The sequence below is a fragment of the Pseudomonas sp. ok266 genome (assembly GCF_900110195.1).
In the GTDB taxonomy this organism is placed as follows: Bacteria; Pseudomonadota; Gammaproteobacteria; order Pseudomonadales; family Pseudomonadaceae; genus Aquipseudomonas; species Aquipseudomonas neuropathica.
Genome location: NZ_FOCU01000006.1, coordinates 150,367 through 171,873 on the forward strand (window position 1 = coordinate 150,367; position 21,507 = coordinate 171,873).

Annotated in this window: 14 protein-coding genes; 12 read left to right on the top strand and 2 right to left on the bottom strand. The window is 61.2% G+C overall.

Annotation, left to right across the window (positions count from 1 at the left end; all coding sequences use genetic code 11):
* The first annotated feature begins 13 nt into the window (after nucleotides 1–13).
* The 12 genes from treZ (at nucleotide 14) to BMY54_RS12780 (ending at nucleotide 15,768) form a co-directional block, all read left to right on the top strand.
* Nucleotides 14–1,816 (top strand): malto-oligosyltrehalose trehalohydrolase, encoded by a 1,803-nt coding sequence (gene treZ, locus BMY54_RS12725; RefSeq protein ID WP_093432922.1) that lies wholly within the window; start codon nucleotides 14–16, stop codon nucleotides 1,814–1,816.
* Nucleotides 1,813–3,891 (top strand): 4-alpha-glucanotransferase, encoded by a 2,079-nt coding sequence (gene malQ, locus BMY54_RS12730; protein ID WP_093432925.1) that lies wholly within the window; start codon nucleotides 1,813–1,815, stop codon nucleotides 3,889–3,891. The genes treZ and malQ overlap by 4 nt, the downstream gene beginning before the upstream one ends.
* A complete protein-coding gene (locus tag BMY54_RS12735) occupies nucleotides 3,888–6,656 on the top strand; it encodes a malto-oligosyltrehalose synthase (RefSeq protein WP_093432928.1) in 2,769 nt (922 codons plus the stop codon). Before malQ ends, BMY54_RS12735 begins: the two co-directional genes overlap by 4 nt.
* A 27-nt stretch (nucleotides 6,657–6,683) precedes the next feature.
* Complete coding sequence (locus tag BMY54_RS12740; RefSeq protein ID WP_093432930.1) at nucleotides 6,684–6,998, top strand: DUF2934 domain-containing protein; 315 nt, start codon at nucleotides 6,684–6,686, stop codon at nucleotides 6,996–6,998.
* Nucleotides 6,999–7,225: 227 nt separating this feature from the next.
* Nucleotides 7,226–9,385, top strand: coding sequence for a glycogen debranching protein GlgX (gene glgX, locus BMY54_RS12745; RefSeq protein ID WP_093432933.1), 2,160 nt, complete (start codon nucleotides 7,226–7,228; stop codon nucleotides 9,383–9,385).
* 1 nt (nucleotide 9,386) lies between these two features.
* Nucleotides 9,387–10,385 (top strand): acyl-CoA dehydrogenase family protein, encoded by a 999-nt coding sequence (locus tag BMY54_RS12750; protein WP_093432936.1) that lies wholly within the window; start codon nucleotides 9,387–9,389, stop codon nucleotides 10,383–10,385.
* Nucleotides 10,382–11,140 (top strand): PIG-L deacetylase family protein, encoded by a 759-nt coding sequence (locus tag BMY54_RS12755; protein WP_093432939.1) that lies wholly within the window; start codon nucleotides 10,382–10,384, stop codon nucleotides 11,138–11,140. The genes BMY54_RS12750 and BMY54_RS12755 overlap by 4 nt, the downstream gene beginning before the upstream one ends.
* Nucleotides 11,137–11,736 carry an SAM-dependent methyltransferase gene (locus BMY54_RS12760; RefSeq protein ID WP_093432942.1) on the top strand — a complete coding sequence of 200 codons (600 nt, stop codon included), beginning with the start codon at nucleotides 11,137–11,139 and terminating at the stop codon, nucleotides 11,734–11,736. Before BMY54_RS12755 ends, BMY54_RS12760 begins: the two co-directional genes overlap by 4 nt.
* Entirely contained in the window at nucleotides 11,733–12,419 is a 687-nt protein-coding gene (locus BMY54_RS12765) for a glycosyltransferase family 2 protein (protein ID WP_093432945.1), read from the top strand. The genes BMY54_RS12760 and BMY54_RS12765 overlap by 4 nt, the downstream gene beginning before the upstream one ends.
* A gap of 156 nt (nucleotides 12,420–12,575) precedes the next feature.
* Nucleotides 12,576–13,334 carry a PIG-L deacetylase family protein gene (locus BMY54_RS12770; protein WP_093433571.1) on the top strand — a complete coding sequence of 253 codons (759 nt, stop codon included), beginning with the start codon at nucleotides 12,576–12,578 and terminating at the stop codon, nucleotides 13,332–13,334.
* A 195-nt stretch (nucleotides 13,335–13,529) separates the two neighbouring features.
* Nucleotides 13,530–14,312 carry an endonuclease/exonuclease/phosphatase family protein gene (locus tag BMY54_RS12775; protein ID WP_093432948.1) on the top strand — a complete coding sequence of 261 codons (783 nt, stop codon included), beginning with the start codon at nucleotides 13,530–13,532 and terminating at the stop codon, nucleotides 14,310–14,312.
* A gap of 388 nt (nucleotides 14,313–14,700) precedes the next feature.
* Nucleotides 14,701–15,768: an autotransporter domain-containing protein gene (locus BMY54_RS12780; RefSeq protein ID WP_093432951.1), complete on the top strand. Its 1,068-nt coding sequence runs from the start codon at nucleotides 14,701–14,703 to the stop codon at nucleotides 15,766–15,768.
* Between the two features lie 129 nt (nucleotides 15,769–15,897).
* On the opposite strand, the gene glgB is transcribed toward BMY54_RS12780, so the two are convergent.
* Both glgB and treS read right to left on the bottom strand, forming a co-directional pair.
* Nucleotides 15,898–18,129, bottom strand: a complete 2,232-nt coding sequence (gene glgB / locus BMY54_RS12785; protein ID WP_093432954.1) for a 1,4-alpha-glucan branching protein GlgB — start codon at nucleotides 18,127–18,129, stop codon at nucleotides 15,898–15,900.
* Between the two features lie 2 nt (nucleotides 18,130–18,131).
* Complete coding sequence (treS, locus tag BMY54_RS12790; protein ID WP_093432957.1) at nucleotides 18,132–21,473, bottom strand: maltose alpha-D-glucosyltransferase; 3,342 nt, start codon at nucleotides 21,471–21,473, stop codon at nucleotides 18,132–18,134.
* Between the last annotated feature and the right edge of the window lie 34 nt (nucleotides 21,474–21,507).

Below are 21,507 nucleotides of genomic sequence, written 5' to 3' on the forward strand. Positions count from 1 at the left end.
GAGGTTCACCACGATGCCGTTACGGTCTACTGAAACCTGGCCCCACGGCGCGATCATGCTGGACGCCGAACACACGCAATTTGCGCTATGGGCGCCGGATGCGTTTTACGTGAGTGTCGAACTTGAAAACGGTCAGTCGCTGCCGATGCTGCCTCAGGCAGACGGCTGGTTTGTGATCAAGGCCCGCTGTCCGGCGGGCACCCGCTACCGCTACAACATCGACGGCGAACTGGAGGTGCCCGATCCGGCCTCCCGAGCCCAGGATGGCGACCTCGACCGCCACAGCGTGGTGGTCGATCCTCTGGCTTATCAATGGCGACACACGGCCTGGCGCGGTCGGCCATGGAGCGAAGCGGTGATCTACGAGTTGCACGTCGGTGCGCTCGGTGGTTTCGCGGAAGTCGAACAACATCTGGCGCGCCTTGCAGGCCTGGGCATCACCGCCATCGAACTGATGCCGCTGGCGCAGTTCCCTGGCGAACGCAATTGGGGCTACGACGGTGTTTTGCCCTATGCTCCGCAAGCCTCCTACGGCACGCCGGAACAACTCAAACACCTGATCGACAGCGCCCACAGCCACGGTCTGGCGGTAATTCTCGACGTGGTCTACAACCACTTCGGCCCGGACGGCAATTACCTGCACCGTTACGCCAAAGGCTTCTTTCGCGAAGACAAGCACACGCCGTGGGGCGCGGCGATCGATTTTCGTCGCAGCGAAGTGCGCGAGTTCTTCATCGAAAACGCGCTGATGTGGCTGCTCGAATACCGTTTCGACGGCCTGCGCCTCGACGCTGTGCATGCCATTGAGGATCCGGATTTTCTCAGCGAAATGGCCCGACGCATCCGCGCGCAGATCGACCCCAGTCGGCATGTCTGGCTGACCGTGGAAAACGAACTCAACCAGTCGAGCCTGCTCGAATACGACTACGACGCGCAGTGGAACGATGACGGCCATAACGCCCTGCACGTCCTGCTCACTGGCGAAACCGATGCGTATTACGCCGACTACGCCGCACAACCCACCGAACAATTGGTGCGCTGCCTCAGTCAGGGCTTTGTTTTCCAGGGCCACATCACCCGCCATGGCGAACCACGCGGCGAACCCAGCGAACACCTGCCCTCCACGGCGTTCGTGCTGTTCCTGCAAAACCACGATCAGATCGGCAACCGCGCGTTCGGCGAGCGCCTGCATCACCTGGCCGATCCGCGTGCCGTGCAGGCAGCGACCGTGTTGTTACTGCTGTCGCCGATGATTCCGCTGATGTTCATGGGCGATGAGTTCGCCGCTGAGCAACCGTTCCTGTTTTTCACCAGTCACCACGGTGAACTGGCCAAGTTGGTGCGTGAGGGCCGCCGCAATGAATTCGCCGCGTTCAGCGCTTTCACCGATCCGCACAAACGCGAACAAATTCCCGACCCGAATGCCGAAAAAACCTTCCACGCCTCACAGCCCAGGCTGATCGGCAATGGCAGCGTGAAACAGCAGGAAACCCTCGCGCTGTACCAGAAGCTGCTGCAATTTCGCCATCAATACATCATTCCTCATCTGTCCGGCACGCAAGCGCTCGGCGCGCATATGCTCGGTTATGGCGCGGTCAGTGCGCGCTGGCGTCTGGGCAATGGCAGCGAGCTGCGAATTGACCTGAACCTCAGCGACACGCCAGTGGTCAACCCTCCACAGACCGAGGCCCTGTGGTTGTTTCAACAGCCATCCAGCGTCGATCTATCGGAATCGGGCGAACTGCCCGCGTATTGCGCGCTTGTCAGCCTCACGGCCGCAACCCCTTTGCAACCTCTGGATGGAGAGCGCCTATGAGCGATGCGCAACTGGAAATACTTGCAAGCCGCGCCGGCCTTGCCGTCGACTGGATCGACGCCAACGGCCGCCCGCAAAAAGTCGCCCCGGCGGTGCTGCGCAATGTTCTGATCGGACTCGGCCACCCCGCCAGCACCGCGCAGGAAATCGACGCCAGCCTGCTGGAACTGCAAGCTGCCCAACAAGACCGCCACTTGCCGCCGCTACTCACTAGCGATGTCGGCGTCGGCCTCGATCTGGGTCGGTATTTCGCCCCGCAAACCCCGTGCGAAATCCACCTTGAAGACGGCTCACGGCTGAACCTGAAACTCGATTCTGAAGCAGTACTGCCGGGACTGATTCCGGTCGGCTATCAACAGGTGCACATCGGCGATCAATATTTCACCTTGGCCGTGGCCCCGGAGCGCTGCTTCAGTGTCGGCGATGCGGTGGATAATCCGATTCCTCGCGTTTGGGGTCTGAGTGCGCAACTGTATTCGCTGCGCCGCCCCGGCGATGGCGGTTTCGGTGACACCCAAGCGTTGGAAGATCTGGTGCGCGTGGCGGGTGAACGCGGCGCCGATGCGCTGGCGATCAGCCCATTGCACGCTATGTTCAGCGCCGATACCGGGCGCTACAGCCCTTATTCGCCGTCCAGTCGTCTGTTCCTCAATCCCCTGTACGCCGCGCCCGGCGCGATTCTTGGTGAGCGCGCTTTGCGCGATGCGATCGACGCGACCGGCCTCGCCGAGCAGTTTGCGCAACTGGAAGACCTGACCCTGATCGACTGGCCAAGCGCCGCCGACGCCAAGCAAAAACTCCTGCAAGCCTTGTATGAAGGTTTCGTCGCCGGTGACCACCCGCTGCACCCGGACTTCGCCAGTTTCCGCCATGCCGGTGGTGAAGCACTGGAAAACCATTGCCGCTTCGAAGCCATTCAGGAAATGCGCGCCGCCCGTGGTGAAAACCTCGACTGGCGGCAATGGCCGGAACACTGGCACGACCCACGCGGCGCGGCGCTCGAAGCGTTTGCCGAGGAATATGCCGAACGCATCGGCTACTTCGCTTTTTGCCAATGGCTGATCCACCGTTGCCTGGAACGCGCGCAAAGCGCTGCACGCAGCGCCGGCATGGGCATTGGCCTGATCGCCGATCTGGCGGTGGGTGCCGATGGCGCCGGTAGCCAGGCCTGGAGTTTCCAGGATGAATTGCTCGCCTCGCTGACCGTGGGTGCGCCGCCGGATATTCTCAATCGCTCGGGCCAGGGCTGGGGCATTTCCGCATTCTCGCCGGAAGGCCTGATTCGCAATGGTTTCCGTGCCTTCATCGACATGCTGCGTGCTAACTTCGCCCACGCCGGTGGTTTGCGCATCGACCATGTCATGGGCCTGCAACGCTTGTGGGTGATCCCCAACGGCGCGGCGCCGGCCGATGGCGCGTACCTGTATTACCCGGTCGATGACTTGCTGCGATTGCTGACCCTCGAATCCCATCGTCACCAGGCCATCGTCCTCGGTGAAGACCTCGGCACGGTGCCCGATGGCCTGCGTGAAAAGCTCATCGCCCGCTCCATGCTCGGCATGCGCGTGCTGCTGTTCGAGCAGGACAACACCTTTTTCAAACCGATTCTCGACTGGCCGGACAACGCCTTGGCGACCACCAGCACCCACGACCTGCCAACGCTCAACGGCTGGTGGCATGGTCGTGATATCGACTGGAACGCGCGCTTGGGCTTTGTCGATGCCAACGGTGAAATCGAATGGCGGCATCACCGCCAGCGTGAGCGCGAAGGCCTGCGCAACGCGTTGAGCCAGGACCCGCAAAACTTTCGCGAGGAATCCCACGAGGCCGATCAAGTGGTCGATGCCGCCGTACGCTTCCTTGGCCACACCCGCGCGCCGTTGGTGCTGTTGCCGCTGGAAGATGCGCTGGGCATCAATGAACAGGCGAATCTGCCCGGCACCATCGACACCCATCCGAACTGGTCACGGCGCTTGCCCGGCACCAGTGAGGCGCTGCTCGATGGCGCGGATGCGGCGCGACGTCTGGAATTACTCGCCTGCGCAAGGCTTCAGGCTGGCGAGCGTGACCAATGAACCAAACGCTCATCCAGCCCCTGCGCGCGACCTTGCGTCTGCAATTTCATAAAGGTTTCACCCTCGAACACGCGGTGCCATTGGTGCCGTACTTCGCCCGGCTCGGCATCAGCCATATTTATGCCTCGCCGCTGCTCGCAGCGCGGGCTGGTTCGATGCACGGCTACGACGTGGTCGACCCGACCCAGGTCAACCCGGAACTTGGCGGCGAGCCGGCGTTACGGCGCTTGGTCAGCACATTGCGCGAACACAACATGGGCCTGATCCTCGACATCGTTTCCAACCACATGGCAGTCGGTGGCAGCGACAACCCGTGGTGGCTTGATCTGCTGGAATGGGGACGGCTGAGTCCTTATGGCGAGTTCTTCGACATTCAATGGCATTCGCCGGATCCACTGATGGAAGGCCAGTTGCTGCTGCCGTTCCTCGGCAGCGATTACGGCGTGGCCCTGCAGGAAGGCACGCTGAAACTGCACTTCAATGCGCAGACCGGCAGTTTCCATGTCGAGCACTATGACCATCACTTCCCGGTGTGCCCGAATGATTACCCTGAGCTGCTGAAATCCTCGGATGCGCTGAAGCCGTTGGCCGATCGCTTCGGCGCCCTCAGCTATCAGACCGATGCTCATTCACTGGCGATTCCGCTCAAAGAAGAATTGCGCCAACTGGCGAGTGATCCGTCAATCGCCGAGGCCATCGAAAACAACCTGAAGCATTACGATTCGACCAGCGAAGAAGGCTTCCACAAACTGCATGAGTTGCTCGAACGTCAAAGCTATCGCCTGGCGAGTTGGCGCACGGCGGCTGACGACATCAACTGGCGGCGCTTTTTCGACATCAACGAACTCGGCGGGCTGCGCGTTGAGCGCCCGGCAGTGTTCGAAGCCACCCACGGCAAGATCTTCCAGTTGATTGCCGAAGGGCTGGTCGATGGTTTGCGCATCGACCACATCGACGGTCTCGCCGACCCGCGCGGTTACTGCCGCAAACTGCGCCGCCGGGTTGATCTGCTGGCACCGGGCAGACATTTGCCGATCTACGTCGAGAAGATCCTCGGCGCCGGCGAAACCCTGCACCGCGACTGGGCGGTGGACGGCACCACCGGTTATGAATTCATGAATCAGCTGTCGCTGCTGCAACACGACCCGGATGGCGAACACATACTCGGCGACCTCTGGCAACGGCGTAGCGAACGCCCGGCCGCGTTCATCGAGGAAGCGCAACTGGCGCGTCAGCAGATCCTCAACGGCTCGCTCGCCAGCGATTGCGAAAGCGTCGCCCAGGCCCTGCTGCAAGTCGCCCGCGATGACCTGATGACCCGCGACCTGACCCTCGGGGCGATCCGCCGAGTGCTGCAAGCGTTGATCGTGCACTTCCCGGTGTATCGCACGTACATCAGCGCCATGGGCCGCTCCGCGCAGGATGAAAAGTTCTTCCAGCAGGCCATGGACGGTGCGCGACAGAGCCTCGGCGAAGGCGACTGGCCGGTGCTCGACTGCGTTGCCGCCTGGCTTGGCGGTACGCCATGGCGGCGTAAACCGCGCGGGCGTTCGCGCAAGATTCTCAAGCATGCCTGCGTACGCTTTCAGCAACTGACCTCACCGGCAGCGGCCAAAGCCGTGGAAGACACCGCGCTGTATCGTTCCGCCGTGCTGCTGTCGCGCAATGACGTCGGCTACAACACCGAACAGTTCAGCGCTCCGCTCAGCGACTTTCATGCGGTCAATCAACAACGGCTGAGTGAATTCCCCGACAACTTGCTGGCCACCGCGACCCACGATCACAAACGTGGTGAAGACACCCGCGCACGTCTGGCCGTACTCAGTGAACGCAGCCATTGGTACGCCGAGCAGATCGAGCTGTGGCGCGCCCTCGCCCGCCCGGTGCGGGTGGATGATCAGATGCCATCGAGCGGCGATGAGCTGATTCTCTATCAAGCGTTGCTGGGCAGTTGGCCGCTGCAACTGCGTGACGACGACCAGGCGGGTTTCGCCGACTACGCCAAGCGCATCTGGCAATGGCAGCAGAAAGCCCTGCGTGAAGCCAAGCTGCAAAGCAGTTGGAGCGCGCCCAGCGAAAGCTATGAAAACGCCGCGCAAGCGTTCACCGAAAAACTCCTCACCGGTGAGGAAGGTGAGTTGCTGCGCGCCGCGCTGAGCAAGACCGTCAACAGCATCGCCGCCGCCGGCGCGCTTAATGGCTTGGCGCAAACCTTGCTGCGCATGACTGCGCCGGGGGTGCCGGATCTGTATCAGGGCAATGAGTTCTGGGACTTCAGCCTGGTCGATCCGGACAACCGCCGGCCGGTGGATTACGCCGCTCGCGAACACGCTTTGCACGAGCCATTGCCAGCTGTGGAGTTGCTGGCGAATTGGCGTGACGGGCGCATCAAGCAAGCCTTGATCGCCCAAGTGCTAAAGCTGCGCGTCGAACATGCCGAGCTGTTCCGCCGGGGCAGCTACCAGGCTCTGGAAGTGCTCGGCAGTCAGGCGCACAACGTGCTCGCGTTTGCCCGTGAGCACGCGGGCAAGCAGGCCATCGTGATCGTGCCGGTCCGTTGCGCGACCCTGCTGGAAAACGGTGCTGTACCTCAGGTCGATGCGCTGCGCTGGGGCGATACGCGAGTGGTTTTACCGTTCGCCGCCTCTGCGACAAACCTGAAGGGACTTTTTTCAAGCAGCGCAGTCACAAAAAACAGGGAGCTGAATATCAGCGACGCGCTGGGGGATGTCCCGGTCAATCTCTTTATCCAACACTTAACGTAAGCATGAGTTCAGTTCAGGAGCATTGCGATGAGTACCGACGATAAACGCATCCGCGAATTCGCCTATCAAATCTGGGAATCGGAAGGTAAGCCCGAGGGGCATGAAGAACGCCACTGGGAAATGGCGCGCAAGCTCGCCGAAGCGGAAGCGCTGGCACCGAAGAAACCGCCGAAAGCCGCCGGCAGCAAACCGGCTGGCAAGACAGCCGAGGCCAAGGCCCCGGCCGCCAAGCCGAAACCACCGGCCAAAGCCAAGCCGGCCAGCGCCGCCAAAGTGGTTCCCCCAGGCGAAAAGCCTGCCGAGAAAAAGCCTCGGGCGCCGAAGAAGCCTTCGGCGATCTGACGCTCTAACCGGATTATTGAACTGAATGAACGTGTGGCGGGTTCGCTCGCCACCGAGGGCTTACTCGCCCTGAAGAAATACACAAATCCCTTGTGGGAGCGAGCTTGCTCGCGAATGCGACCTGCCATTCAACATTGAAGTCGACTGACATTGCGCTTTCGCGAGCAAGCTCGCTCCCACAGGGGATTGGTGTTAACCGAACCATCCCGATTTTTGCAGGAGCAATCATGACCCGTCCAAAGAATGCCGAGCCCACCGCGCAAGCCGAGCCGTCGAGAATCCGTGAAGGCCTGCCCTTCCCGCTCGGTGCGACCTGGGATGGTCTGGGGGTGAACTTTGCTCTGTTTTCCGCCAACGCCACCAAGGTCGAACTGTGCATCTTCGACGATGCCGGCGAAGTCGAACTCGAACGCATCGAACTGCCGGAATACACCGATGAGATCTACCACGGCTACCTGCCCGATGCGCACCCGGGGCTGATCTACGGCTACCGCGTCTACGGCCCGTATGACCCGGCCAACGGCCACCGCTTCAACCACAACAAATTGCTCATCGACCCGTACGCCAAGCAGTTGGTCGGCCAACTCAAATGGTCGGAAGCGCTGTTCGGCTACACCATCGGCCACCCCGACGCCGACCTCAGTTTCGATGAACGCGACAGCGCGCCATTTGTACCCAAGTGCAAAGTCATCGACCCGGCGCACACCTGGGGCAATGATCATCGCGTCAGCGTGCCGTGGGACAAGACCATCATTTATGAAACCCACGTGCGCGGCATCAGCATGCGTCACCCGTCGGTACCGGAGAACGTACGCGGCACCTTTGCCGGGCTGATGGTCGACGACGTGCTCGAACACATTCGCAAGCTCGGCGTGTCCACCGTCGAATTGCTGCCGATTCATGCCTTCGTCAATGACCAGCATCTGCTGCACAAAGGCATGACCAATTACTGGGGTTACAACAGCATCGCGTTCTTCGCCCCGGACCCGCGCTACCTGGCCAGCGGCAAGATCGCCGAATTCAAGGAGATGGTCGCGCACCTGCATGAAGCCAACCTCGAAGTGATCCTCGACGTGGTCTACAACCACACAGCAGAAGGCAACGAGCAAGGCCCGACCCTGTCGATGCGCGGCATCGACAACGCCTCGTATTACCGCTTGATGCCCGACGACAAGCGCTACTACATCAACGATTCCGGCACCGGCAACACCCTCGACCTGAGCCACCCGTGCGTGCTGCAAATGGTCACCGACTCGCTGCGTTACTGGGCCAGCGAGATGCACGTCGACGGTTTCCGCTTCGACCTGGCGACGATTCTCGGCCGCTACCACGATGGTTTCGACGAGCGTCACAGCTTCCTTGTCGCCTGTCGCCAGGACCCGGTGCTGCGTCAGGTGAAGATGATCGCAGAACCGTGGGACTGCGGCCCCGGCGGCTATCAAGTGGGCAACTTCCCGCCGGGTTGGGTCGAGTGGAATGACAAATTCCGCGACACCGTGCGCGCGTTCTGGAAAGGCGACGACGGCCAGGTTGCCGACTTTGCCAGCCGCATGACCGCTTCCGGCGAGATGTTCAACCAGCGCGGGCGGCGTCCGTACTCCTCGGTGAACTTTATCACCGCCCACGACGGTTTCACCCTCAACGATCTGGTCTCGTACAACGACAAGCACAACGAAGCCAACGACGAAAACAACCAGGACGGCAGCAACAACAACCTGTCGTGGAACCATGGCGTCGAAGGCCCGACCGACGATCCTGAAATCAATGCCCTGCGCCATCGGCAGATGCGCAATTTCTTCGCCACCCTGCTGCTCGCCCAAGGCACGCCGATGATCGTCGCCGGTGATGAGTTCGCCCGCACTCAGGACGGCAACAACAACGCCTATTGCCAGGACAGCGAGATCGGTTGGGTCAACTGGGACCTGAGCGAGGACGGCAAGGCATTGCTGAAATTCGTCAAGCGCCTGATCAAGCTGCGCCTGGCCTATCCGATCCTGCGTCGCGGCCGCTTCCTGGTTGGCGAATACAACGAGGACATCGGCGTCAAGGACATCACCTGGCTGGCGCCGGATGCCACCGAGATGACCACCGAACATTGGCACGATGCGCACAACCGCTGCCTGGGCATGTTGCTCGACGGGCGCGCGCAGGAAACCGGGATTCGCCGCAAAGGTGCGGATGCGACCTTGCTGCTGGTGGTCAACGCCCATCATGACATCGTCAATTTCACCTTGCCGGAGGTACCGGAAGGCAGTTTCTGGACCTGCATGATCGACACCAATCAGCCGTCGATCCGTGGTCAGGAACGCTTCGATTTCGGTCACGAATACTCGGTCACCGGGCGCTCGCTGCTGCTGTTTGAACTGCAACGTGACGAAGAAGACTGATATGGATCTGCACCGTTATCTGAGCCGACGACCAACGGATTATCCGCACACCGCAGCCCTCGGCGGGTGCCTGCGGGCGCTGGTCGAGGCCGGGCTGGATCGTCTGCCGTTACCGGGCAGCGGCCGCACGCTGGAGCGCTTTCAGCAGTTGGCGGAAGTCGGCGGGCATGACCTGGGTCTGTGCAAACTGTTCGAAGGTCACACCGACGCGCTGGCGATCATTGAACAACTCGGCGGCTCACCTACGCCGGGCAGCACTTGGGGCATGTGGGCAGCGGAGCCACCGCAAGCACGAGTCAAAGCCAGCCCGGCCGGGCACATGGTCGCGCTGCATGGACGCAAGGCATGGTGCTCCGGCGCCGCGGTGCTCAGCCACGCCTTGCTCACCGCCTGGGATGGCGACGATCAGCAGCAACTGGTCGCCGTCGCCCTCGACCAACCGGGCGTCACCGTCACCGAGCAAGGCTGGCAAGCGGTGGGCATGGCGGCTACTGGCAGCGTCGAGGTGCTGTTCGACGGTGCCGAAGCGCAGGCCATTGGCAATCCGGGCGACTATCTGCAACGCCCCGGTTTCTGGCAGGGCGGGATCGGTATTGCTGCATGCTGGTACGGCGCCGCACGGCAAATTGCCGAAGTATTGCGCACGCAGTGTGGGCAACGTCCGGAACCGCACGCGTTGGCGCATCTCGGCGCGGTCGATAGCGCCTTGCAGGCAGCGGCGGATGTGTTGCGTTTCAGCGCCTTGCACATCGATGCGCATCCCGAGGACAACGCCGAATTGCTCGCCCGGCGTGCCCGCGCGGTGGTCGAGCAGTCGGCTGAACAGGTCATGCGTGAAGTCGGCCGCGCCCTCGGTGCCGGGCCGTTTTGCAAAGATCGCCACTTTGCCCGGCTCAGCGCTGATCTGCCGGTGTTTCTGCGCCAGAGCCATGCCGAACGGGATCTGGCCGCGCTCGGGCAATTGGTGGCCGGGCAATCCGTGGAGGCATGGGCCTTATGAAAACCAATCCGATTGTCGGCCAGGGCACGAGCCTGCACCAATGGCAGGCTTCGCGGCATCTGGCGGAACTGGATAGCATCGACATCCTCAGTCTCGTGCCACCGGGCGCGCGGGCGGTGATTGTCGCGCCGCACCCGGACGACGAAGTGCTCGGTTGCGGCGGTTTGCTGCAATTGCTTGCCGAGGCCGGTCGGCCTTTGCAACTGATGTCGGTCACCGACGGCAGCGCCAGTCATCCCGGCTCCAGTCGCTGGCCGGTGGAACGTCTGAGCGTGGTGCGCCCACAGGAATCCGCCGAAGCGCTGCGTCGTCTCGGTCTGCCGATGCACCGCGTGAAGTGGCTGCGCGGTGGCTTCACTGACACTCAGGTCGCGGCGCAGGAAGCGCAGTTGGTCGAGTTCATCGAGCGTCATCTGCGCCCCGACGACGTGCTCTTTACCACGTGGAGCGAGGACGGACATTGCGACCACGAGGCCGTCGGCCGCGCCAGTGCCGAGGCTGCCCGTCGCGTCGGTGCGACTTGCCATGAACTGCCGGTGTGGACCTGGCACTGGGCAACTCCGGAAGACGCCTTCGTACCGTGGCAACGCGCACGCAAGATTCTTCTGACGCCGGCGCAAGTCGCGCGCAAACGCCACGCGGTGCACGCTTTCGCCAGTCAACTGGAAGGCGATCCTGACGCCGGACTCGGTCCGGTACTGGCGCCCTATGTGCTCGATCGCCTGCTGCAACCTTTCGAAGTGGTGTTTCTATGAGTGTCGAAGATCGCTATTTCGACGGATTGTTTGCCGGCAACGATGACCCATGGGCGTTCCGTGAGCGCTGGTATGAGCAGCGCAAACGCGCGATCACCCTCGCCGCCCTGCCGCGTCCGCACTACCGGGCAATCTTCGAACCGGGTTGCGCCAACGGCGAGTTGAGCGCCGAACTGGCCGCGCGTTGCGATCGGTTGTTGTGCTGTGACACGGCCAGTGCGGCAGTGACTCTGGCGCGCACGCGGTTGAGCCTGTTCGACCACGCCGAAGTGCAGCAAAAGCGTCTTCCCGGCGACTGGCCGGAGGAAAAATTCGACCTGATCGTATTTAGCGAGATCGGCTACTACCTGGATAGTCAGGATCTGACAGAAGTGATCCGTCGGGCCAGTGATTGCCTGACTGCCGACGGCCAGTTCCTCGCCTGTCACTGGCGTCCGCCCATTGAAGGCTGCCCGCTGAATGCGCGGCAGGTTCACGACCTGATTCACGAAAAACTGCATCTGCCCCGTCTGGTCTTGCATCAGGAAGCGGACTTCATCCTTGAGGTGTGGAGCCGCGAACCGCGCTCGGTGGCGGCACTGGAGGGCTTGCGATGATCGGCATTCTGATCCCGGCGCACAATGAGGAAGACCTGCTCGACGACTGCCTGAGCGCCGCAGTGCGCGCCAGCCGCCACGGTTTGCTGGCCGGTGAAAAGGTTGAGGTGTTGGTGGTGCTCGACAGTTGCACCGACCGCTCGGCGCAGATCGTCAGTCGCTATCCGGTGCTGAGCCTGCACATCGATGCGCGCAACGTCGGTCAGGCCCGGGCGGCCGGCGCGCAGCTATTGCTGGAGCGCGGCGCGCGCTGGATCTCTTGCTCGGATGCCGACAGCCGCGTGGCCGACGACTGGCTGGTGGCGCAACTGGGGTTGGGCGCGGACGCGGTATGCGGTACCGTCACGGTCGAACGCTGGCACGAGTCGTTCGATGAAGCGGCGCAAATCCGCTATCACCGGGATTACCGGGCCTGCGATGGTCACCGGCACATTCACGGTGCCAATCTGGGCATCAGCGCCGACGCCTATCGTTGGGCCGGAGGCTTTAAACCGTTGGCCTGCGACGAAGATGTGCAGTTGGTGCGGGAGCTGGAACGGGACGGCGCGAACATCGCCTGGAGCCATCGCCCGCAAGTGCTGACCAGCGCGCGCTTCGACAGCCGTGCGCGCGGTGGCTTTGGTGACTATCTGCGACACCTGGCACAGATGGAGCAAAAAAAAGCGGATCAGATTGATCTGTGACGCGACGAACTTCGCTTCATGAGCAATACTCTGCTGCGCGGCAATCCAGGGTTCGGAGCGTCGCTGGGCAATCAACCAGCCTTCACGGGTCGGCGGCGTCTGGCAATCACCGCCAAACGCACGACTGAGGGCGAAACAACACAAGGACGTCACACCATGAAACCGTTAACCCTCAGCGACAGCAGTTCGTCGGCGCAAATCTGGAACAGCGCCCCGCAACTGGACAACATCCCGGTCATCAATACTTTAAGTCTGGTACCCGCCGGCGCCCGCGCCGTGGTCATCGCGCCGCATCCGGGCGATGAAGTGGTCACCTGTGGCGGTCTGCTGCAATTACTCTCCAGCCTCGGTCATCCGTTGCAATTGCTCTCGATCACCGATGGCAGCGCCAGCCACCCGGGTTCGCGGCAATGGTCGGAAAAACGCCTGAGCGTGTTCCGCCCGCAGGAAAGCGTCGAGGCCCTGCGCCGTCTCGGCTTGCCAATGCACAGTCTGAAATGGGTGCGCGGCGGGTTCACCGACAACGCTCTGTGCGAACAGCAAGCGCAAGTGACCGAATTCATCAGCCGCTACCTGCGCCCAGGCGATGTGGTGTTCAGCACCTGGCGCGGCGATGGCAACGACGACCATGAAGCGGTGGGTCGGGCCAGCGCACAGGCAGCGGAACAAGCCGGGGCGACCTTCCACGACGTACCGGTCTGGGCCTGGCACTGGCCCGAGCGCGACCAGCAACTGATCCCTTGGGAACGCGCGCGCAAACTGCGCCTCGACACCTGGACGGTGGCGCGCAAGAGCCACGCCACCCATGCTTACGCCAGTCAGCTCAAGGGTGAGCCGGCGATTGGTATTGCGCCGATGCTGCCGCCGGTGATTCTCGAAAGAATGCGCCTGCCCTACGAAATCGTCTTCGTCTGATATCTGATTCCCTGTGGGAGCGAGCTTGCTCGCGAAGAGGCCGTCACATTCAATACTCGTATCGACTGGACCGACGCCTTCGCGAGCAAGCTCGCTCCCACAGGGTTTGATGTGCAATCGAAATTATCCAGAAGGAACTGCCGCCCCTCGCCATCAGTCGCATGAATAAGCGGCCCGCAATCCAGAGGAGTGAACGTGTCCAGCGATCCCAAGCGTCATGTTATCGACGCGCCCGTCATTCATCGCCTCAGGGTGCTGACGGTCAACACCCACAAGGGTTTTACCGCGCTCAATCGGCGATTCATCCTGCCGGAACTGCGCGAAGCGGTGCGCAGCACCTCGGCCGATCTGGTGTTTCTGCAAGAAGTGGTGGGTGAACACGAACGGCATTCGAACCGTTACAACGAATGGCCGCAAACCTCGCAGTACGAATTTCTCGCCGACAGCATGTGGAGCGATTTCGCCTACGGGCGCAACGCCGTTTACCCTGACGGCCATCACGGTAATGCGCTGCTGTCGAAATACCCGATCCGTGAATACCGCAATCTCGATGTGTCGATCACCGGCCCCGAACGCCGAGGCCTTTTGCACTGTGTGCTCGATGTGCCGGGTCACACCGAAGTCCACGCGATTTGCGTACACCTCAGTCTGCTCGAAAGCCATCGGCAATTGCAGCTGCAACTGCTCTGTCAGTTGCTTGAATCGCTGCCCGAGGATGCCCCGGTGATCATCGCCGGCGACTTCAACGACTGGCAGTTGCAGGGCAACGCCGCCCTCGCCCGTCGCGATTACTTGCACGAAGCCTTCGAGCGCCATCACGGGCGCCCAGCCAAGACGTATCCGGCACGTTTTCCGTTGCTGCGACTGGACCGGATCTACCTGCGCAACGCCAGCAGTCATGACCCGCAGATCCTCGGCAACAAGCCGTGGACGCATCTGTCCGATCACCTGCCATTGGCGGTTGAAGTGCATCTGTAACCGCATTAATGACAGCAATACCCTATGTGGCAGATTGACAACCCTTGTGCCCTTTCAGTGCCGGCAGACCTTCTGTCGGTAACTGAAACGCTCTGAGCCGGGGCTTTGGCTGGGTTGTTCCATACAAACAATCACTTAGTTATGTGCAGAAAAACAAACGCTTGCAAAGCCTGTTTTGCCACTACCGCTCATCGTTCAATTTCTTGACGGCGGCGCGCGACTCTTCTTATCTCTACCTTACTACCCCCGGAATAACTACCGGGACGAGCCTTCGGACACTCGCGAAATCGAGCGGCCACGGTTCGCCCCGCTCCATTCGGTCGCCCCTCGTTCGGGGTAGGAGAGACGCCACATCGAGATGCCGCATGCGCCTGCAAGGTAGACCTCCATGAGAACTTCAATCACCCCACACGAGATCAAAATCACTTTCTGCACAGTGTCGAGTTCTATCTTGCTGTGCTCATCCATGGAGGCGCAGGCCGGTCCTGCGGCGGATGAAACCACCCTGTGGTACCGCGCGGATGTGCCCGTGATGACGTTGCCCACCACCGTCATCACCCCCGGCCCGCAACGCTTCAGCCCACGGCCCGATCTGCGGGGCACGCGCTTGATTACCGAAGACCTCGCACCGTCGGCCTGGGACGAGTTGTACGGTCGAAACGCCCGCCAGGCGCAAACCGATGTGCTGTCGTCAGGCTTCGCAACACCCGGCAGCGGCGACTTCAAAGGCCCGGCGGTGCTCACCGTGCAAAGCGGCAACCATACCCAGACCCTCGGCCTGATCGGCGGCTTCAACCAGATCCGGGCCAATGGCAATGGCTTGCTCACCAGCCGCGCCTTGGCCGACCCGAACAGCGACACTCTCAACCTGCAAGGCCAAAGCCTCGGCGCTTATTACAGCCTGATCGGCGCCCAGGGCTGGCACGTGGATTTATCGGCCAGCGGTGGCCGGGTCAGCGGTTTCAGTCGCAATGAACAAGGTGCACGCCAGGCTACCGAAGGCAGTGCACTGACCTTGTCGGTAGAAGGCGGTTATCCAATTGGCTTGAGCGACAACTGGGTAGTCGAACCGCAGGCGCAATTGATCAATCAACGCATCACCCTCGACACGCCCTACGCCGGCTCGGGCAATGCGTCCTCCACCGATCTGACCGCCTGGAGCGGCCGCGTCGGTGCCCGTTTGAAAGGCAGTTACGATTTGAATGGTCTGCCGGTCGAACCTTATGTGCGCACCAACCTGTGGCACACCGTTTATACCGGCAGCACGGTGACGCTGGATCAGGTCGACAAGATCAGCAGCAGCCGCAAGTCATCGACCGTTGAGTTGGGCCTGGGGCTGGTGGCGCGGGTGACGCCTGTGGTGAGTCTGTATGTCAGTGCCGATTACAGCAGTGATGTCGATGACAATGATTTGAACGGGATCATTGGCAGCCTTGGGGTGCGGATGCGCTGGTGATCTTCAGGCTACCGAAGGCCCCTGTGGGAGCGAGCTTGCTCGCGAAAGCGGTGTAACGTTCAACATCATTGTTGATTGACATATCGCCTTCGCGAGCAAGCTCGCTCCCACAGGTTTTGCGGTACCGGATCAACCCTCCGGCTTGAGGATCAACACCGCCAACGGCGGCAGATTCAACTCCAGCGACAACGACTGGCCATGACTCGGCACTTCCTCGGTAAACGCCCCGCCACCATTGCCATAGTTGGACCCAGCATAGGTGTCAGCATCGCTGTTGAGCAATTCAGTCCAGCGCCCGGCAAACGGCACACCCACGCGATAGGCCTGACGCGGCACCGGGGTGAAGTTGGCCACCACCAGCACCGGTTTACCCTCCTTGCTCCAGCGCAACCAGGCATAAACGCTGTTGATCGCATCGTCGCCGATCAACCACTGGAAACCCTGCGGCGCGTCGTCCTGATCGTGCAGCGCCGGCTCTTCGCGATACAGCCGGTTGAGATCGCCGACCAGTTTCTGCACGCCCTTGTGCTCGGAGTACTGCAGCAGATACCAATCCAGTTGCTGATCGTGATTCCACTCGCGCCACTGGCCAAACTCGCAGCCCATGAACAACAGCTTCTTGCCCGGATGGGTCCACATAAAACTCAGATACGCGCGCAGGTTGGCGAATTTTTGCCAGCGATCGCCGGGCATCTTGTCGATCAACGAATGCTTGCCATGCACCACTTCATCGTGGGAGATCGGCAGGATGAAACGCTCGGACCAAGCGTAGACCAGACCAAAACTCAACTCGTTGTGATGGTGCGCGCGGTACACCGGATCCTGCTGAATGTAATGCAGCGAATCGTGCATCCAGCCCATGTTCCATTTGTAAGCAAAACCGAGACCGCCCTGCTGCGTACTTTGGCTGACACCGGGCCACGCCGTGGATTCTTCGGCGATCACCAGCGCACCCGGTGCTTCCAGTTCGACCACATCGTTCAAATGCCGCAAGAAGTCGATGGCCTCCAGATTTTCCCGACCGCCATGACGGTTTGGCACCCATTCGCCAGCCTTGCGCGAATAGTCGCGATAGAGCATCGAGGCCACCGCATCGACGCGCAAGCCGTCGACATGGAAATGCTTCAACCAGTGCAACCCCGAAGCGAGCATGTAGCCATGTACTTCGGTGCGGCCGAGGTTGTAGATCAGCGTGTCCCAATCCTGATGAAAACCTTCCAGCGGGTTGCCGTATTCGTACAGCGCGGTGCCGTCGAACTGGGCGAGACCGTGAGTATCGGTAGGGAAATGCGCCGGCACCCAGTCGAGGATCACACCGATCTCGGCCCGGTGGCAGGCGTCGACGAACTCAGCGAACTGCGCCGGCGAGCCGTACCGCGCACTCGGGGCGAATTGCGAGAGCAATTGATAACCCCAGGACCCACCAAACGGGTGCTCCATGATCGGCATCAGTTCGATGTGGGTGAAACCCAGTTCCTTGACGTAGGGAATCAAGCGTTCGGCGAGTTCCGGCCAGGTGTACTGGCGGGCGACTTCGCCGAGATCATCCAGTTCGCACTGCCACGAACCGGCGTGCAATTCGTAGATCGACAGCGGCGCCGAATGTTTCTGCCGGTCGCGTCGGCTGCTCATCCACTCCTGATCCTGCCAGTCGATCTGCAGCGGTTCAGCGACTTTCGAAGCGGTGTCCGGCGGCAGGCTGGTGGCCAGCGCCATCGGGTCAGCCTTGAGCGGCAGAATGCCGTGGGCGCCAAGAATCTCGTATTTGTACAACTCGCCCGCTTGCAGGCGCGGGATGAACAATTCCCAGACCCCGGACGGATGCCGCAGGCGCATTGGATGGCGGCGGCCGTCCCAGACGTTGAAATCCCCCACTACGGATACGCGCCGGGCATTCGGCGCCCACACGGCAAAACGCACACCGTCGACGCCATCAACGGTTTTCAATTGCGCGCCGAGACAGGCGCTGAGGTCACGGTGATTGCCTTCGGCGAACAGATACAAATCCATTTCACCGAGTAACTGGCCAAAGCTATAAGGATCCTCGGCAACCTGTTCGCCGCCGGCCCAGCGCGTGCGCAACTGATACGGCCGCGCCTGATCGAAATGGCCGACAAACAGCCCCGGCGTTTCGGTTTGCTCCAGCGGACCGCGTTCTTCACCGCTGTCCTTGTCCAGCACCACGACACTCAGCGCTCCGGGCAGATAAGCACGAATGAACTGCCCGCCAGCGCCATCGCCGTGCGGGCCGAGAATGGAAAAAGGGTCGTGATGTTCAGCGCGGACCAAGGCATCAATATCTTTCGCCGAGGGCAGCAATGTTTCTTTAAGCGCACCCTGTTCCTTGTTCGAGAAACTCATGACTACTCTCCACCAAGATCGGAAAAGGGTTTAAGCCCCGTCAATAACCCATACAAACCGTGCAACGGCACGGGCAGCCACGTGGGGCGATTTTCGGCTTCATAGGCCACTTCATAGGCCGCCTTCTCCAGGCCGAACAACGCCAGCGCGGCGTCGGCACCTTCAGGATCTTGCCAGGCATGATCAAGACTAGCTGCCGCGCGGCGATATGCCTGAACAAATGCCTCGCGGGCCTCACGCAGATAGCGCTCGGCGACCAGGCGCCGCGCGGTTTCAGACTCGGCGCTGTGGTCAACGTTGTGCACGTTGATGGTCATTGCAGCCGCATAATCGAAGGAGCGCAGCACGCCGCTGACATCCTTGTACGGACTGTGTTTGCCACGACGCTCGCCCAATGGCCGCGCCGGTTCACCCTCGAAGTCGATCAGGTAGGCATCGCCCTTGATCACCAGCACTTGGCCCAAATGCAGATCGCCGTGGACGCGAATGCGCAAACCGCCGACGGCCTTTTTCGCCAGATCCTGCACGTGCGTGAGGATGGTTTTCTTCTCGTCGATCAGGCGTTTGACCAGTTTCTGATCCGCCGCATTGAGTTCGCCCTGATGCTGCTTGAGCAGTTTCAGCGCGTGCTCGACCTGCGCCACAACATCCTTGCCGGTGGCCTGCATGTCCTTGGCCGTCGACACCTGTGGGGCGAAGTCGGCATTGTCGGTGGGCGCGGCGAGCACCTTGTGCATCTCGCCCAGACGCTGACCGAGCATGCCAGCAAAATCCTTCAGCTCACCGAGGGCGTTGTAATGCTGTTCCTGTTCGGACATGGCATCGGCCAGCTCATCGCGCAGCGCCCGTTCAAGGTTGTTCTGCGTCCATTCCCAGGCGTCGCCCTGATTGCTCAGATAGCCTTGGGCGATCATCAGCAGATTGTCTTCGCCCTTGGCATCGCGGCGAATCACCGAGCCGAGCAGCGGAGAGATATTGGCAAATCCGGCCTCGGTCAGGTAAGCGCTCATCTCCAGTTCCGGGTGTACGCCAGAAGCGACTTTGCGTATCAGCTTAAGCACCAGACTATTGCCGATCACCACCGAACTGTTCGATTGCTCGGCAGACAGATAACGCACTTCCGACTCGGTACCGAGGCCGAGCGTTTCCAGATGCGGCGTCGGTGCGAAGCGGATTTCGCCTTCGCTCGACTCCAGCACGGTGTTGTTCTGCATGCCTTGCAGCACCGCACGAATAAACGTTTCAAGGCTGAACGCGTCAGTAATCAAGCCGACCTGTCGCACTCGGCGTACACGGGACAAGGCCAATTGCTGCGGCAACGCCGGGCCGACCTGATCTTCGGAAATAAAGCCGAACGGCAACTGATAACGACTGGTCTGCCCGCCACTGGTGACTTCTATTTCGCTGAGCAGCACCGGATGCTGCGCATCGCCGAAACGCACACCGTACGCCAGATGTACCTTGTCGATGGCCGCGTCCTTGCCGGCGAACCAGCGGCGATTCTGCAGCCAGCTCGGCAGAATGTTTTGCTCCAGCGATGTGCGCGACGGCGCTTCGAGCAATTCTTCCATGCGTTTTTTCAATACCAGCGTGGTGAAGTCCGGCAGGCTTTGCGCCGGCTCCACGTGCCAGCTCGGCATCTGGTTTTCCGCCGCCAGTGCAAACCAGTAGAAACCGTAAGGCGCCAGGGTCAGGAGGAAATTCAACTGGCCAATCGGCGGGAAGGCATTACCGCCGAGCATCTCCACCGGCACCATGCCGACGTAGGCCGACAGGTCCAGCTCCACCGCTTGCGCACTGCGCGAGACGTTGGCCACGCAGAGAATGATTTCGTGTTTGCCATCGGCATCGGTGAATTCACGGGTGTAGGCCAACACGCGACGGTTGTTCGGCGAGAGCATTTTCAACGTGCCACGGCCGAACGCCTTGGACTGTTTGCGCACAGCGAGCAAGCGTCGGGTCCAGTTGAGCAGCGAATGCGGATCGCCGGACTGGGTTTCGACGTTGACCGACAGATAGCCGTATTGCGGGTCCATGATCGGCGGTAGCACCAGGCTGGCCGGATCGGCACGGGAGAAGCCGCCGTTGCGGTCGATCGACCACTGCATCGGCGTACGCACACCATCGCGGTCGCCAAGGTAGATGTTGTCGCCCATGCCGATCTCGTCGCCGTAATACAGGGTCGGCGTGCCCGGCATCGACAGCAGCAGACTGTTGAGCAATTCGATGCGGCGGCGATCGCGTTCCATCAACGGCGCCAGACGACGGCGGATGCCGAGGTTGATCCGCGCCCGACGGTCAGCCGCGTAGTAGTTCCATAGATAGTCACGTTCTTTGTCGGTGACCATCTCCAGCGTCAGCTCATCGTGGTTGCGCAGGAAAATCGCCCATTGGCAGTTGGCGGGAATTTCCGGGGTCTGGCGCAGAATGTCGGTGATCGGGAAACGATCTTCCTGAGCCAGCGCCATGTACATGCGCGGCATCAGCGGGAAGTGAAACGCCATGTGGCATTCATCACCGTTAAGGCCTGCCGCATCGGTATCACCGAAGTACAGCTGGGTGTCTTCCGGCCATTGGTTGGCCTCCGCGAGCAGCATGCGATCGGGGTAATTGGCGTCGATCTCGGCGCGGATCTGCTTGAGGACGTCGTGGGTTTCCGGCAGGTTTTCGTTATTGGTGCCATCACGCTCGATCAGGTACGGAATCGCGTCGAGGCGCAGGCCGTCGATGCCCATGTCCAGCCAGTAGCGCATCACCGAGAGCACGGCTTTCATCACTTGCGGATTGTCGAAATTCAGATCCGGTTGGTGCGAATAGAAACGGTGCCAGAAGTACTGTCCGGCGACCGGGTCCCAGGTCCAGTTGGATTTTTCCGTGTCGAGGAAAATGATTCGCGTGCCGTCGTATTTTTGATCGTCATCCGACCACACGTAAAAGTCCCGCGCCGCCGAGCCGGGCTTGGCCTTGCGCGCACGCTGGAACCACGGGTGCTGGTCGGAAGTGTGGTTGATGACCAGTTCGGTGATCACCCGCAAGCCGCGCTTGTGCGCCTCGGCGATAAAGCGCTTGGCGTCGGCCATGGTCCCGTAATCGCTGTGCACGCCACGGTATTCGGCAATGTCATAGCCATCGTCACGACGTGGCGAGGGATAGAAAGGCAACAACCAGATGGTGTTGACGCCGAGGTCGGCGATGTAATCGAGTTTGGCGATCAAGCCGGGAAAGTCGCCGATCCCGTCGTTGTTGGAGTCGAAAAACGATTTGACGTGAACTTGGTAGATCACCGCGTCCTTGTACCAGAGCGGGTCTTTGATAAAGGTGGCTGCCTTGGGTTTCTTCGCCATGTGAAACTCCTGCTGAATGCTTTAAAAGCGCCCC

Coding starts and splice junctions, on each gene's coding strand:
- treZ (WP_093432922.1), top strand. CDS start 14: ATGCCGTTACGGTCTACTGAAACCTGGCCCCACGGCGCGATCATGCTG.
- malQ (WP_093432925.1), top strand. CDS start 1,813: ATGAGCGATGCGCAACTGGAAATACTTGCAAGCCGCGCCGGCCTTGCC.
- BMY54_RS12735 (WP_093432928.1), top strand. CDS start 3,888: ATGAACCAAACGCTCATCCAGCCCCTGCGCGCGACCTTGCGTCTGCAA.
- BMY54_RS12740 (WP_093432930.1), top strand. CDS start 6,684: ATGAGTACCGACGATAAACGCATCCGCGAATTCGCCTATCAAATCTGG.
- glgX (WP_093432933.1), top strand. CDS start 7,226: ATGACCCGTCCAAAGAATGCCGAGCCCACCGCGCAAGCCGAGCCGTCG.
- BMY54_RS12750 (WP_093432936.1), top strand. CDS start 9,387: ATGGATCTGCACCGTTATCTGAGCCGACGACCAACGGATTATCCGCAC.
- BMY54_RS12755 (WP_093432939.1), top strand. CDS start 10,382: ATGAAAACCAATCCGATTGTCGGCCAGGGCACGAGCCTGCACCAATGG.
- BMY54_RS12760 (WP_093432942.1), top strand. CDS start 11,137: ATGAGTGTCGAAGATCGCTATTTCGACGGATTGTTTGCCGGCAACGAT.
- BMY54_RS12765 (WP_093432945.1), top strand. CDS start 11,733: ATGATCGGCATTCTGATCCCGGCGCACAATGAGGAAGACCTGCTCGAC.
- BMY54_RS12770 (WP_093433571.1), top strand. CDS start 12,576: ATGAAACCGTTAACCCTCAGCGACAGCAGTTCGTCGGCGCAAATCTGG.
- BMY54_RS12780 (WP_093432951.1), top strand. CDS start 14,701: ATGAGAACTTCAATCACCCCACACGAGATCAAAATCACTTTCTGCACA.
- glgB (WP_093432954.1), bottom strand. CDS start 18,129: ATGAGTTTCTCGAACAAGGAACAGGGTGCGCTTAAAGAAACATTGCTG.
- treS (WP_093432957.1), bottom strand. CDS start 21,473: ATGGCGAAGAAACCCAAGGCAGCCACCTTTATCAAAGACCCGCTCTGG.